Raw genomic sequence first — 13,331 nt, forward strand, 5'->3', positions numbered from 1 at the left:
AGGCGTGGGCGGAGCGCACCGCCCCGCTTGACCGGCGCTGTCAGTGCCGGGTGCCAGACTCGCACCCATGACCGAGAGGTGGGCACTGGCGGCCGAGGCGGAGGGGGACGGAGCACTGCTCGTCCCCCTCGGCCCGGACGGGCTGCCCACCGGGGACGTGCGGCGCGAACCCGACCTCGTGGAGGCCGTACGGGCCAGGCCCGAGGTGGCCCGCTGGGTGTGGCGGTCGACGGCCGAGGTGTACCCCCGACTGCTCACCGGCGGAGTGCGGGTCGAGCGGTGCTACGACATCGAGGACGCCGAGCAGCTGCTCCTCGGCCACGAGGGGCGGCTCGGCGAGCCCCGCTCGGCGGCCGCGGCCTGGGCGCGGCTGCGGAACTCCCCCGTACCGCCCGATCCGCCGCAGCGCAACGCCGAGCCCGGCTCACAGGACTCGCTCTTCGAGCCGCGCCCGGTGGTCTCCGTACCCTTCGACGGGATGCTCGCGGTCTACGCGGAGCAGCTGCGCCGCCACGACCGGGCGGAGCATCCGGGCCGCATGCGGCTGCTCACGGCCGCCGAGTCGGCGGGGATGCTGGTGGCCGCCGAGATGCACCGGGCGGGGCTGCCGTGGCGGGCGGACGTGCACCGGGAGCTGCTGAACGAACTGCTCGGCGAGCGGTACGCGGGCGGGGGCGAGCCGCGCCGCCTGGCCGAGCTCGCGGACGAGGTGTCCACGGCCTTCGGCCGCCGGGTCCGGCCGGATCTGCCCGCCGACGTGGTGAAGGCCTTCGCGCAGGCCGGGGTACGGGTGAAGTCGACCCGCCGCTGGGAGCTGGAGGAGCTCGACCATCCGGCGGTGAAGCCGCTGATCGCGTACAAGAAGCTGTACCGGATCTGGACGGCGCACGGCTGGTCGTGGCTGCAGGACTGGGTGCGGGACGGCCGTTTCCGGCCGGAGTACCTGCCCGGGGGCACGGTCAGCGGGCGCTGGACGACCAACGGCGGCGGGGCCCTGCAGATCCCGAAGGTGATCCGGCGGGCGGTGGTCGCGGACCCCGGCTGGCGGCTGGTGGTGGCCGACGCCGACCAGATGGAGCCGCGCGTGCTCGCCGCGATCTCCCGGGACCCGGGACTGATGGAGGTCGCGGGCCACCCCGACGACCTGTACACCCGGCTCTCGGACCGGGCCTTCTCCGGCGACCGCGACCACGCCAAGATCGCGCTCCTGGGCGCGATCTACGGGCAGACCAGCGGCGACGGCCTCAAGAACCTGGCGGCGCTGCGACGCCGCTTCCCGCACGCGGTGGCCTATGTCGACGAGGCGGCGAAGGCCGGCGAGGAGGGCCGGCTCGTACGGACCTGGCTGGGCAGGACCAGCCCGCGCGCGGTGGGTGCGGGCGAGGACGAGGAGGCCGGGCTGCCACAGGAGGGCGGTGAACCGGCGGCGGAGGAGGCGGAGTTCACCCCCGGGTACGCCTCGGGGAACGCACGGGCGCGGGGCCGCTTCACCCGTAACTTCGTGGTGCAGGGCAGCGCTGCCGACTGGGCGTTGCTGATGCTGGCGGCGCTGCGCCGGGCCCTGACGGGGATGCGGGCGGAGCTGGTCTTCTTCCAGCACGACGAGGTGATCGTGCACTGCCCGGCGGAGGAGGCGGAGGCGGTCACGGCGGCGATCCGGGCGGCGGGGGACGAGGCGGGACGGATCGCGTTCGGAGAGACGCCGGTACGGTTCCCGTTCACGGTCGCCACGGTCGAGCGGTACGCGGACGCCAAGTAGCCACAGGGGAAAGGGTGATGGGCCCGCACCCCAATGCGGGCCCATCACCCCGAGAACTTCCTCGGCACTGCTTCGGCGCTTCTTGGGCGCTGCTTCGGCACTGCTTCGCTTCGGTGCTCTTCGGTGCTACTTCATGGGCAGCTTCTGCCACTTCGGGCTCAGCGCGATCGCCTTCAGCTGCTTCATCGTCAGCGCGGGCTCGGCGCGGGTGGCCGCCTCGTGCTGGGTGCCGGCGTTGAAGGCGGACACGACGACCCGGAAGCCCTCCGGCGTGATGGTGTCGGCGGACCACCAGACGACGCCCTCGCCGCCCTTCTCACCCGCCTGCTGGATGAGCTTGACCTTGCGGCCGTCGGGGAGCGTGGTGACGTCCCCGCTGCCGAAGAGGGTGCCGGCCACGTCCGCCATGTTCGGCTGGATGTTGACCTCGACGAGGCTCTTCCCCTTGCCGTCGTCGACGACCACGTAGGCGTACCCGGACTGCCCGCCCTTGTTGACGACCGCGAGGCCCTTGGGCACGAGCGAGCGCAGGGTGTTCATCGAGTCGGTGGCGCTCGGCTCGGCCGGCAGCCGGGGTTCGCCCTGGCCGCCCTCGCCGCCCGACATGTCCACGTTCTGGGGCAGCTTCTTGATCAGCGGACGCCAGTCGTCGGTCGTGACGAGGGCCTTGAGCTGCGCGGGGGTGAAGGGCGGGTTCTCGCGGCTGACGGGGGCGCCCTTCTCGGCGGCGGCGTTGTACTCGCTCACGTCGATCAGGAAGCCGTCCTTGGTGAGCAGGACCGCCCGCCACTGCTTGGTCTCCTCACGCCTGTCGGGGTACTCGTACCCCTGGAGGATCATGAGCCGGGAGCCGTTCGACAGGTTCTGCATGGTGCAGTTGTCGTAGGGGACGGCGACCTTGTCGGGGCAGGCCACCTGGTCCTCACCCGCCTCGCCGGTGCCCGTGCGGAAGAGGCCTACGGTGACGCCGGCCTTGCCGTTCCCGTCGTCGAAGACGCCGCTGACGGCCTGGCCCCTTCCGTCGAGGTTTTCGAACTCCCAGGAGCCCGCGGGGGTGTTGTTCTTGAGGACGGCGGCGATGTCCTTGACCGGGATGCTCGCTTCCCCCGGCCGCTGCTTCCCGGGGACGGGATCGATGGTGGGGCGGGGCTTCGGGGGCGCCGCCACGGAGGTGGTGGTCGTGTCCCCGCTCGGCGACAGCAGCGAGCCGCCGTACACGCCGCCGATGCCGACGGCTGCGAGTGCGAGAACACCGCCGGTCATCGCGAGGCGGCGGCGGACCAGGCGGCGCTTGCCGCGCTGGAGCCCGCCCTCGACCAGCTCGCGCCGGTCGTCGGCGGCGAAGCCGTCGCCGGTGCGACGCAGGACCGCGCCGAGCTCCTCCTCGAATCCCTCGTGCTGGGGACCTTCGTTCTGGGGCATGTCGAATTCACCGTCTCCGGTCGATAAGGGGGCAGAAGTCGCTGGGGGTGCAGAAGTGGACGCGCGGACGCGCGGAAAACGGGAAGGGACGCGGGGGTCAGCGGGTGGCGAACTCTGCGATGCTTCCGCCGAGTCGTTCGCGCAGCTTCGCCAGCGCCCGTACGGAGCGGGTGCGTACCGCCGCGGAGCTGACGTGCAGGGCGTCGGCGGTCTCCTCGATGCTGCGGTCCTCCCAGTACCGCAGCACCACGACCGCCCGGTCCTTGGGCGCGAGCCCGGCCAGCGCGTCGAGCAGCGCGATCCGGAGCGCGGGATCCTCGCCGGTGTCGGGGGCGCGGTCGGGAAGCTCGCCGAGGGGGCGCTCGGTGGCCGAGCGGCGCCTCTGGTGACTGAGGAAGGTGCGGACGAGCACGGTCTGGGCGTACGCGGCGGGGTTCCCGATCCGGGCCATACGGCCCCACAGGGCGTACATCCGGCCGAGTGTCTCCTGGGTGAGGTCCTCGGCGAGATGAGTGTCCCCACTGGTCAGCAAGCATGCCGAGCGGAAAAGATGACCCGAGCGTGCGGCGGCGAACTCCAGGAACTCGTCCGCGCGGGACTTTCTCATGCCCCTCCTCCCCCTCGCAGTGACGTGGTGTGGTCGCCGTACACCTCATTGACGCGACGGGGGCGGGGAAATGTTTCAGGGAATCTTCAGGCGTCTTCGCCGGGCGCGTCCAAAAGGGCGAAAAAGGGGTAATCCTGGAGTATGAACAGTCTCAGCGCAGCCCAGACCATGGCCGCGGGAGTCTGGCAGTCAGGCCTCGGACAGCTCCTCGGCGGACTCGTCATCGTCGCCGTGCTGATCGCGGCGGTCTGGCTGGGCTTCCGGGTCCGCGACCGCGAGTCCAACCCGCCGAAGCCGGACGAGCAGCCCCATCGACCGGAGGACGGCAGCCTGCCGGGCGAGACGTCCGGGTACCGCAGGCCTGCCGAGATGCCGCAGACGGACGGCGAGCACCGGCTCATGCCCTACCAGCTCAAGGACGGCTCGGAGGCGTCGCCCGACCCGCCGACCGAGGAGAAGCGCAAGTGGGGCGGGATCTCCAGCGGCGGCTTCGGCAGCGGAGGCACGGGACACGGCGACTGAACCCTTCCTGCCCGACGGAGGCCACGCCCCGTGGATGAGAACGCTGCTCCCGCAGCCCTCCCAGCGACCCACCCCGCATCCCACCCAGCACCCGTCCCCGCACCCCTCCCCGAATCCCACCCCACGGCCCTCCCCGCAGCGATCTTCGAGGAGCAACGACCGCATCTGCGGGCGGTCGCGTACCGCCTCCTCGGCACCTTCGAGGAGGCCGACGAGGCGGTGGAGGACGTACGGAGGACCGGGCGGGCCCGCGACGTCCCGATCGCCCCGGGCCCGGTCCCGGCCACGGACGACCCCACCGCGGCCGTGGCCCGCGCCTGCCTGGCCCGGCTCCGCTCCCGCGAGACTCTCCGCGAACACCCCTGGGACCCGTGGGACCCCTGGGCCTCGGCTGGACCGCACCACACCGGCCCCGCCACCCCTCTGGGAAAGCCCGAGGAACAGCCCCTGCCGACGACCCTGGACGAACTGACACCTCCGGAACGGCTCGCGTACGTTCTGCACGACGAGTTCTCCGTCCCGTACGAGGAGATCGCGCTGATCGTGGAGCGGACCCCGGCCGCCACCCGCCAGCTCGCCGGCCGGGCCCGCTACCGGCTCCAGGAGGCCGAGGAGATGCCGGAGCCCGACCTGCCGCGCCAGCGGGAGATCGTCGCGGCCTTTCGGACGGCCGCGCGGAACGGCGATGCCGCCGCCCTGCACGAGCTCCTCGACCCGGAAGTGGTGCTGCGGGCCGACGCCACGGCCGTACGGACCGGGGCGATGGCCGTGCACGGCCCGGGGGCGGTCGTCGAGGCGATCGCCGACCGGGTGGGCTCGGCCAGAAAAGCCCTGGTGGACGGTGCGGCGGGCCTGGCCTGGCCGCCGGAGGGCGACCCGAGGCTGGTGTTCGCGTTCACGGTCCTGGAGGACCGGATCACCGCGATCGACGCCCTGTCGGACGCGGACCACCTGAGCAGCCTGAAGCTCCAGCTCTGACGGCACTGACGGCACTGGCGGTTCTGAGAACTCCCAGAGTCGTCAGAGCCGTCAGAGCCGTCAAGCCATCGGAGCTATCGGAGTTCTCACTAGCCGAGGACGCGCCCCGCCCGGGAGGCCACATGCGCGGGCGGTACGACGTCGACGGGAAGAACGGGATCGGTGACCGGCTCGCCGAAGGTCGTCACCACGGGCAGCACGCCGGCCCACAGACCGAGGGCGGCGTCCTCGGAGTCACCGTCGTCCGGCGGACCGCTGCGGGTCTTCACGGAGGCCTCGGTCAGGTCGAGCGCGAGCACGGAGGTCGCGGCCAGCTCCTTGCGGCTGGGCTGCCGTACGTACTCCCACTGCCCCGGGGAGCTCTGCTCGGTGAGCGCCCGAAGGCCGCGCAGCTTCTCGTCCGGGTCGGTCACGAGCCGGGGCACCCCGTAGACCATCGCGCAGCGGTAGTTCACCCCGTGCTCGAAGACGGAACGGGCCAGAACGAGCCCGTCGACATGGGTGACGGTGACGCAGACGGTGGTGTCGGGCGCCTGGACGAGACTGCGGCTGGCGACGGACCCGTGCAGGTACAGCTGGTCGCCCTCGACGCCGTACGCGGTGGGAACGACCATCGTCGTGCCGTCGACGGGAACCCCGAGATGACAGAGGAACCCGGCCCCGAGCACGGCGTCCAGATCGGCCCGCTGATGACTCCCCTTCTCCCGCATCCGCCGCAACCGCGTCCGCTCGGTGACGACCAACGCGTCACCACCCCCGGCCACCCCGCGACCGCTGGTGCTGGTGCTGGTGCTGTTCACACTGCCCCCTGTTTCCCACTCCGGCGCAAAAGATCTTCCGGAGTTGTACGACCAACCGCCCCGCCCCCGCCACCTCCGCCCACCTGTCGGAACGGCGCGGCCTTCACGGCCTGCCGGCCGACCCGGCCTCCCCCGGACGCGGCGGGGGATAGACCACGTCGAGCAGCCCGCCGACGAACTCGTCGAGATCGTCGAGGCCCGCCCCGTTCGGCACCTCCGGCGGGTGCGCCAGCAGGTCGACGACGGCGGAGTGCACGGCCATGGTCACGACACGCGCGCGCTGCGGCGTGACGTCGAGCCCGGCGGATCGCTGGAGCCGCTCCATCGTCGCGAAGTCCATGGCGGAGATCTCCGCGAGCACCTTGCCCAGCCACGGCTTGCGTGACGCCTCGCCGTGGAGTTCGAGGTAGGCGAGCACGCGCCGACGGCCCGGCCCCGTGGCCTCTTCGAGCAGGCCGCGCAGCAGTGCCGCGAAGTCCTCACGGCTGGTGGGGCCGGTGACGCCCGTCGGCAGGGTGCCCGCCTGCCGGAAGAGGTCGAGGCAGCGCTCCGCGACGGCGGCAAGCAGTGCGTCGCGGGTGGGGAAGTAGTTCTTCGCCGTCCCGGTCGGCACTCCCGCCGCGCTGTCGACCGCTCGATGGGTCAGGCCGCGACTGCCCTCGGCGGCCAGCACTTCGAGAGCCGCATCCCGCAGCAGGTTGCGCCGGTTCGCGTTCTCCGCCACGCCACCCATCCCTTCCCTGCCCCGTCGATCGCTCTGGCCCCGACCGGATCGGCCTGACCATCCCCGTTCAAACACCACAGGTGTGGTGAATCTAGCAGCCCTGCTTCACCCTCCCCCCTTAACCACCCTGCCCGTGGTGCCACAGCTGTGGTAGTTGTTGGGAACACGCAGACCGGGCCTCGATACGCGAACGAGTGAAACGAACGGCCGGCTGTCCGACGTACGACACGAGGAGAGGCAAGGCAATGCCCGAGGTCGAACTGTCGTCCGGAACCATCGCCTACGAAGACACCGGCGGCGACGGTCCCGTCCTGGTGTTCCTGCACGGCGTACTGATGGACCACACGGTGTGGCGCAAGGTCGTCCCCGACCTGCGCGGCACCTACCGATGCGTACTGCCCACGCTGCCGCTGGGCAGCCACCGCAAGCCGATGCATCCGGACGCGGACCTGTCGCTGCGCGGACAGGCGCTCCTGGTCGGGGAGTTCCTCGACCGGCTCGGGCTGGACGAGGTGACGCTGGTGCTCAACGACTGGGGCGGAGCGCAGCTGCTGCTGTCCGAAGGCCGCACGGCGCGCATCGCCCGGCTCGCCCTCGTCGCCTGCGAGGCATTCGACAACTACCCGCCGGGCAAGCCCGGCCGGTCCCTGGTCCGGGCCGCATCGGTCCCCGGCGGCCTGGCCCTGCTGATGAACCTCCTGCGGCTGCGCCCGGTACGGCGGGTGCCGAACGGCTGGGGCGCCATGACCGAACACCCGGTCCCCGACACGATCATGGACGCCTGGTTCCGGCCCGCCCGCACGGACCCCGACATCCGCCGCGACCTGGCCAAGTACCTGGTCTCCACCCCACCCAAAGCCCGGTTGCTCGCATGGTCCGAGCAGATGCGCTCCTTCGACAGACCCGTACTCATCGCCTGGGCCGCACAGGACAGGCTGATGCCCCGCGAGCACGGCCCACGCCTGGCCGAGCTGTTGCCACGAGGCCGCCTCGCCGAGATCGAGGGCAGTCGCACCCTGGTCCCCGAGGACCGGCCGGACGAACTCGTACGACTGCTCAGAGACTTCATGCAGACCGCAGCGCACGACGGCGGGCAGGAGAAATGAAAAAACCCCAGGTCACGGCGAGTGAGTCCTGGGGTAATTCCGAGCCGCCTTCGGGATTCGAACCCGAGACCTACGCATTACGAGTGCGTTGCTCTGGCCAACTGAGCTAAGGCGGCGCGCCGTCCGAACCCATGGTGGGTGCAGCAGCGACGCCAAGTCTACACAGTTTCGCGGGGTGCTCCGACCACCCCCGGAGAGGGCCTATGAGCAGCGCTTTCCTTCGGTCGGAGGGGTGCCTTCCAGGAGGTAGGTGTTGATCGCCGAGTCGATGCAGTCGCTGCCCCGGCCGTACGCGGTGTGGCCGTCGCCCTCGTAGGTGAGGAGGGTGCCGGAGGAGAGCTGGCCGGCCAGGGACTGGGCCCACTTGTACGGGGTGGCCGGGTCGCGGGTGGTGCCGACGACCAGGATCGGGGCGGCGCCCTCGGCGGTGATGCGGTGGGGGGTGCCGGTGGGCGGGGTCGGCCAGGAGGTGCAGTTGAGGGCCGCCCAGGCGAGGCCCCTGCCGAAGATCGGAGAGGCCTTCTCGAAGGACGGGACGGCCTTCGGCACGTCGGCGGGGCTCGCGTAGGCGGGCGGCAGGTCCAGGCAGTTCACGGCCGCGTTGGCGAACATGAGGTTGGCGTACGTGCCGTCCGCCTCGCGCTCGTAGTAGCTGTCGGCCAGGACGAGGAGGCCGGAGCCGTCGCCGCCGATCGCCTGGGTGAGGGCCTCGCGCAGCTGGGGCCAGGCGCCCTCGTCGTACATCGCCGCGATCACGCCCGTGGTGGCGAGGGACTCGCCGAGCTCCCGGCTCTCGCCGGTGGGCACGGGCTCGGCGTCCACCTCACGGAAGAACTTCTTCAGCGCCTCACCGGCCGCCGGGACCGACTCGGTGCCGAGGGGGCAGTCCGGTTTCTGGACGCAGTCGGCGGCGAAGGCCCGGAACGCGGTCTCGAAGCCGCCGGTCTGGTCGCGGTTGAGGTCGATCGCCGGCAGCGACGGGTCCATCGCCCCGTCGAGGACGAGGCGGCCGACCCGGTCCGGGAACAGCTCGGCGTACGTGGCGCCGAGGAACGTGCCGTACGACGCCCCCACGTAGCTGAGCTTCTCGTCGCCGAGCACCGCCCGCAGGATGTCCATGTCGCGGGCCGTCTCGACCGTGGAGACGTGCGGCAGGATCGTCCCCGACTTCTTCGCGCAGCCGGTCGAGAACTTCTTGAAGGCGGCGCTCAGCGCGTTGACCTCCGCGGCGTCGTCGGGGGTCTGGTCGACCTGTGTGAACGTGTCCATCTGCGGGCCCGTCAGGCACTCCACCGGCTCGCTGCGCGCGACTCCGCGCGGGTCGACGGCCACCATGTCGTAGCGGGCGCGGACGGGTGCCGGGTAGCCGATGCCCGCGTACCCCTGGAGGTAGCCGACGGCGGAGCCGCCGGGGCCTCCCGGGTTGACCAGGAGCGAACCGAGCCGCTTGCCGGGTCCGGTCGCCCGGACCCTGGAGACGGCCAGCTCGATCTGCTCCCCGTCCGGCTTCGCGTAGTCCAGCGGGGCACGCAGGGTCGCGCACTCGAAGCCCGTGACGCCGCAGTCGCGCCACTTCAGCTTCTGGGAGTAGTACGTCTTCAGGACCTCGGGCGAGAAGGACGCCGCGGCGGAAGGGGCCGAAGGGGCCGGCGCTGCCGCTGTGGTGCGGGACGCCGCCGCGTCGCTGCCGCCCGAGCAGCCGGAGAGGATCAGCCCGGCGGCCGCGAGGGCCGTGGCGGACGTACGGAGCAAGCGCCTGGAGTCCATTCCCGGAGCGTATCCGGACCGGTACGGACCGTGTCCAATCGCCGGCAAGGGCCGTCCCCTCGTCAGTCCCGCAGCGCCATCGTCATCGCCTCCACCGCGAGCAGCGGAGCCACGTTCCGGTCGAGGGCCTCCCGGCATGCCAGGACCGCCTCGATGCGGCGGAGGGTGCGCTCCGGGCTGGTGTCCCGGGCGATCCGCTCCAGCGCGTCCCGTACGTCGGTGTTGGCGAGGGCCGTGCGCGAGCGCAGCTGGAGCGCCAGGACATCGCGGTAGAAGCCGGTGAGGTCGGTGAGGGCGAGGTCCAGGCTGTCGCGCTGCGTACGCGTTCTGCGGCGCTTCTGGCGCTCCTCCAGCTCCTTCATCGCCCCGGCCGTGCCGCGCGGCATCCGCCCGCCCTGCGCCGCGCCGAGGGCCGCCTTCAGGTCCTCGGTCTCCTTGACGTCGACCTCCTCCGCGACCTGCTTGGCGTCCTCGGCCGCCGCGTCCACCAGCTCCTGCGCCGCCTTGAGGCAGCCGCCGATGTCCTCGACCCGCAACGGCAGCTTGAGGACGACGGCCCGGCGCGCGCGGGCCCGCTCGTCGGTGGCGAGCCGCCGGGCCCGGTCGATGTGCCCCTGGGTGGCGCGGGCGGCGACGTACGCCGCCTCCGGGTCGATGCCGTCGCGCCGGACGAGCACGTCGGCGACCGCCTCCACGGGCGGGGTGCGCAGGGTCAGGTGCCGGCAGCGGGAACGGATCGTGGGCAGCACGTCCTCCAGGGAGGGCGCGCAGAGCAGCCAGACCGTGCGCGGGGCGGGCTCCTCGACGGCCTTCAGGAGGACGTTGCCCGCGCCCTCGGTGAGCCGGTCGGCGTCCTCCAGGACGATGACCTGCCACCGGCCGCCCGCCGGCGAGAGCTGGGCGCGCCGGACCAGTGCGCGGGTCTCCTTCACACCGATCGACAAGAGGTCCGTCCGGACGATCTCCACGTCCGCGTGAGTGCCGACGAGAGTCGTGTGGCAGCCGTCGCAGAAGCCGCAGCCCGGCGCCCCGCCCAGGGCCCGGTCGGGGCTCACGCACTGCAGCGCGGCGGCGAACGCCCGCGCCGCGGTCGCCCGCCCGGACCCCGGCGGGCCGGTGAAGAGCCAGGCGTGGGTCATCTTCGAGGCCTCGGGGTCGGGTCCTCCGGCGGCATGGGCGGTCACGAGCGCGTCGGCGTCCCGCGCGGCCGCGGCGAGCTGCTCCTCGACCTTCGTCTGTCCGACCAGGTCGTCCCATACGGCCATGTCTGCCCCTCCTCAGGTACGCCCTCCATTGTGGGGCAGTCCGCTGACATCACCGGCCGGGCACGGGGAGGCACCACGGCGGTCCGCCATGGGACCCGTACGCCGGTTCGGGCCCCGGCGGGGGGGGGAAGGAGGAGCCGTACGCCGTTCAGGCCTCGGCCCGCGGCCCGGGGAGGGGGACCCGTACGCCGGTTCAGGCCTCGGCGGAGGGGCGGGTCAGCCACAGGCCGACCGCCGAGCCGAGCAGCACCGCGCCCGTGCCGACGCTCGCCGTGACGTGGGCGGCGGCGCTCAGGTCGGCGAAGGTGCTGACGAACACGTTGCCGAGGACGCTCGCGGTGAGCAGCAGCCAGAGCAGGAAACGCATGGGGATCTCCGTGGGTCGGGGGGCGAAGGGGGAAGCGAAGGGGATGGGTCGGTACGGATTCGATCTTCGTCGCCCCGGCTTCCCGGCACAGCGGTGCCCGCCCCCGGCCCCATGGTGGTGCCTGCACCACCGCGCCCCCGGGGCCTCCCGCATAACCTGTCGGAATGCGCGACGCGATCAAGGACTCCGGCCGGGCGTCGCTCCACCTCCTGCGCGGAGCGGCGATCGCGATCCTCTGCTGCCTGATGGCGGGCGTCGCCCTCTTCACGGCCTTCCTCACCGCCACGGTCATCGGCGCGGGCGTGCTCCCCGAGAGCGTGCTGCTGCTGCGCCGCCTCGCCGGCTGGGAGCGGAGCCGGACCGCCGCCTGGACCGGGACGCCCGTCCCGGAGGCGTACCTGCCGCTCGAAGGCCCCCTCCCCGCGCGCGTGCGCACCGCCGTCACCGACCCCGCCACCGGACAGGACCTGATCTGGGCGGGCGCACAGTTCCTCTACGGCCTGGCGCTCTGGTACGCCTCGCTGGTGCTGTGGCTGCCCGCGCTGTTGGTCGACGGCGTGGTGACCGGGCTCGCGGGACGGCGGCCGGTGGCCCTGCCGCTGATCGGCCGGCTGGCCGACCTGGGGGCCGAGTGGTCGCGCACCCTGCTCACGCCGACCCCCGCGGCCACCCGGGCCGCCGCGCTCGCCGCCCGTGTCGAGCAGCTGACGGCCACCCGGGCGGGCGCGATCGCCGCGCACGGCGCCGAGCTGCGCCGGATCGAACGCGATCTGCACGACGGTGCGCAGGCCCACCTCGTGGCGCTGTCCATGCGGATCGGACTGGCCAAGCGGGCGTACGACTCCGATCCCGCGACCGCACGGAAGCTCCTCGACGACGCACAGACACAGGCCGAGGAGGCGCTGGCCGAGCTGCGGCACGTGGTGCGGGGCATCCACCCGCCGATCCTCACCGACCGGGGCCTGACCGGGGCGGTGCGGGCCCTCGCCGCGAGCAGCGGCCTGGAGGTGCAGGTGACCGTGACGGGTCTGGCCGACCACACCCCGGGCGACCGGCCGGAGCACCTCGACGCCCCCCGCGCCCCCGCAGCCGTCGAGGCCGCCGCCTACTTCGTGGTCGCCGAGGCCCTCACCAACGCCGCCAAGCACAGCGGCGCCACCCGCGCCTCCGTCGCCCTCACGCGCGAGCCGACCGCTCTCCACGCGCGCGTGGCGGACGAGGGCCGCGGCGGCGCCGAGGCCGGCGAGAGCGGCGGCTCAGGGCTCGTGGGCATGCGCCGCCGGGTCGCCGCACTCGACGGCACCGTACGACTGACCAGCCCCGAAGGGGGCCCGACCGTGATCGAAGTGGAGCTGCCGTGCGTGTGGTGATCGCCGAGGACAACGCCCTCCTGAGGGAGGGCCTCGTACTGCTGCTGACCTCGTCCGGCCATGAGGTGGCCGGCGTCGCGGCCACCGGCCCCGAGGTCCTGCCGCTGCTCCTGGAGCACCGCCCGGACGTGGCCGTCCTGGACGTACGGATGCCGCCGGGCTTCCGCGACGAGGGGCTGCGGGCGGCGCTCGCGGCCCGCGAGGAGCTGCCGGACCTGCCGGTGCTCGTGCTCTCCCAGTACGTGGAGGAGACGTACGCCGCCGAGCTCCTGGGCGGCGGCGCGCGGGGCGTCGGCTACCTCCTGAAGGACCGGGTGGGCCGGGTGGACGAGTTCCTCGACGCCCTGGAGCGGGTCGCCTCCGGTGGTACGGCCCTGGACCCGGAGGTCGTCACCGAGCTGCTCGCCCGCCGCCGCGACGACCCGCTGGACTCCCTCACGCCCCGCGAGCGCGAGGTCCTGGAGCTGATGGCGCAGGGGCACGACAACGGCACGATCGCCCGCTCGATGGTGGTCACCGAGCGGGCCGTGCACAAGCACATCGGCAATGTCTTCCAGAAGCTCGGCCTGCCGCCGGGCGACAGCGGCGGCCACCGCCGGGTCCTCGCCGTTCTCGCCTACCTCGAAGCCTGAGCGGCCCCGGTC

General features: G+C 72.8%; 13 protein-coding genes and 1 tRNA gene. 6 read left to right on the forward strand and 8 right to left on the reverse strand.

Annotated features, from left to right (window positions below; all coding sequences use genetic code 11):
* The first annotated feature begins 67 nt into the window (after nucleotides 1–67).
* On the forward strand, nucleotides 68–1,759 hold the full coding sequence (locus OG514_RS10990; RefSeq protein ID WP_266893367.1) for a bifunctional 3'-5' exonuclease/DNA polymerase: 1,692 nt from the start codon (nucleotides 68–70) through the stop codon (nucleotides 1,757–1,759).
* 126 nt (nucleotides 1,760–1,885) lie between these two features.
* Here OG514_RS10990 and OG514_RS10995 read toward each other — a convergent pair whose 3' ends face one another.
* Together OG514_RS10995 and OG514_RS11000 are read right to left on the reverse strand one after the other, a co-directional pair.
* Nucleotides 1,886–3,181, reverse strand: coding sequence for a hypothetical protein (locus OG514_RS10995; RefSeq protein ID WP_266893369.1), 1,296 nt, complete (start codon nucleotides 3,179–3,181; stop codon nucleotides 1,886–1,888).
* A 97-nt stretch (nucleotides 3,182–3,278) separates the two neighbouring features.
* Nucleotides 3,279–3,788, reverse strand: a complete 510-nt coding sequence (locus OG514_RS11000; protein WP_266893371.1) for a SigE family RNA polymerase sigma factor — start codon at nucleotides 3,786–3,788, stop codon at nucleotides 3,279–3,281.
* A gap of 141 nt (nucleotides 3,789–3,929) precedes the next feature.
* Between OG514_RS11000 and OG514_RS11005 the strand changes: the two genes are divergently transcribed.
* Both OG514_RS11005 and OG514_RS11010 read left to right on the forward strand, forming a co-directional pair.
* Nucleotides 3,930–4,310, forward strand: coding sequence for a DUF6479 family protein (locus tag OG514_RS11005; RefSeq protein WP_266893373.1), 381 nt, complete (start codon nucleotides 3,930–3,932; stop codon nucleotides 4,308–4,310).
* A 30-nt stretch (nucleotides 4,311–4,340) separates the two neighbouring features.
* The gene (locus OG514_RS11010; protein ID WP_266893375.1) at nucleotides 4,341–5,288 is read left to right on the forward strand and encodes a sigma factor-like helix-turn-helix DNA-binding protein; all 948 of its coding nucleotides are present in this window, start codon (nucleotides 4,341–4,343) and stop codon (nucleotides 5,286–5,288) included.
* A gap of 89 nt (nucleotides 5,289–5,377) precedes the next feature.
* Here the strand turns inward: OG514_RS11010 and OG514_RS11015 are convergent, their stop codons facing one another.
* Together OG514_RS11015 and OG514_RS11020 are read right to left on the reverse strand one after the other, a co-directional pair.
* Nucleotides 5,378–5,998 (reverse strand): pyridoxamine 5'-phosphate oxidase family protein, encoded by a 621-nt coding sequence (locus OG514_RS11015; RefSeq protein WP_266900819.1) that lies wholly within the window; start codon nucleotides 5,996–5,998, stop codon nucleotides 5,378–5,380.
* 193 nt (nucleotides 5,999–6,191) lie between these two features.
* Nucleotides 6,192–6,821, reverse strand: coding sequence for a TetR/AcrR family transcriptional regulator (locus OG514_RS11020; protein ID WP_266893377.1), 630 nt, complete (start codon nucleotides 6,819–6,821; stop codon nucleotides 6,192–6,194).
* A gap of 236 nt (nucleotides 6,822–7,057) precedes the next feature.
* On the opposite strand from OG514_RS11020, the gene OG514_RS11025 reads away from it, so the two are divergent.
* Nucleotides 7,058–7,918 (forward strand): alpha/beta fold hydrolase, encoded by an 861-nt coding sequence (locus OG514_RS11025; RefSeq protein WP_266893379.1) that lies wholly within the window; start codon nucleotides 7,058–7,060, stop codon nucleotides 7,916–7,918.
* Nucleotides 7,919–7,960: 42 nt separating this feature from the next.
* Here OG514_RS11025 and OG514_RS11030 read toward each other — a convergent pair.
* The 4 genes from OG514_RS11030 to OG514_RS11045 all read right to left on the reverse strand — a co-directional run bounded on the left by OG514_RS11030 (nucleotide 7,961) and on the right by OG514_RS11045 (nucleotide 11,317).
* Nucleotides 7,961–8,034 (reverse strand) — tRNA-Thr (locus OG514_RS11030).
* An 85-nt stretch (nucleotides 8,035–8,119) separates the two neighbouring features.
* Nucleotides 8,120–9,685: an alpha/beta hydrolase gene (locus OG514_RS11035; protein WP_266893381.1), complete on the reverse strand. Its 1,566-nt coding sequence runs from the start codon at nucleotides 9,683–9,685 to the stop codon at nucleotides 8,120–8,122.
* A gap of 62 nt (nucleotides 9,686–9,747) precedes the next feature.
* Nucleotides 9,748–10,950 carry a DNA polymerase III subunit delta' gene (locus OG514_RS11040; protein WP_266893383.1) on the reverse strand — a complete coding sequence of 401 codons (1,203 nt, stop codon included), beginning with the start codon at nucleotides 10,948–10,950 and terminating at the stop codon, nucleotides 9,748–9,750.
* A 193-nt stretch (nucleotides 10,951–11,143) separates the two neighbouring features.
* The gene (locus tag OG514_RS11045; RefSeq protein WP_266893385.1) at nucleotides 11,144–11,317 is read right to left on the reverse strand and encodes a hypothetical protein; all 174 of its coding nucleotides are present in this window, start codon (nucleotides 11,315–11,317) and stop codon (nucleotides 11,144–11,146) included.
* 164 nt (nucleotides 11,318–11,481) lie between these two features.
* Here OG514_RS11045 and OG514_RS11050 point away from each other — a divergent pair, with 164 nt between their 5' ends.
* Nucleotides 11,482–12,687 carry a sensor histidine kinase gene (locus tag OG514_RS11050; protein ID WP_266893387.1) on the forward strand — a complete coding sequence of 402 codons (1,206 nt, stop codon included), beginning with the start codon at nucleotides 11,482–11,484 and terminating at the stop codon, nucleotides 12,685–12,687.
* Complete coding sequence (locus tag OG514_RS11055; RefSeq protein WP_266893389.1) at nucleotides 12,675–13,319, forward strand: response regulator transcription factor; 645 nt, start codon at nucleotides 12,675–12,677, stop codon at nucleotides 13,317–13,319. Before OG514_RS11050 ends, OG514_RS11055 begins: the two co-directional genes overlap by 13 nt.
* Nucleotides 13,320–13,331: the final 12 nt, after the last annotated feature.

Origin of the sequence: Streptomyces sp. NBC_00572 (assembly GCF_026341815.1) — a bacterium.
GTDB lineage: Bacteria > Actinomycetota > Actinomycetes > Streptomycetales > Streptomycetaceae > Streptomyces.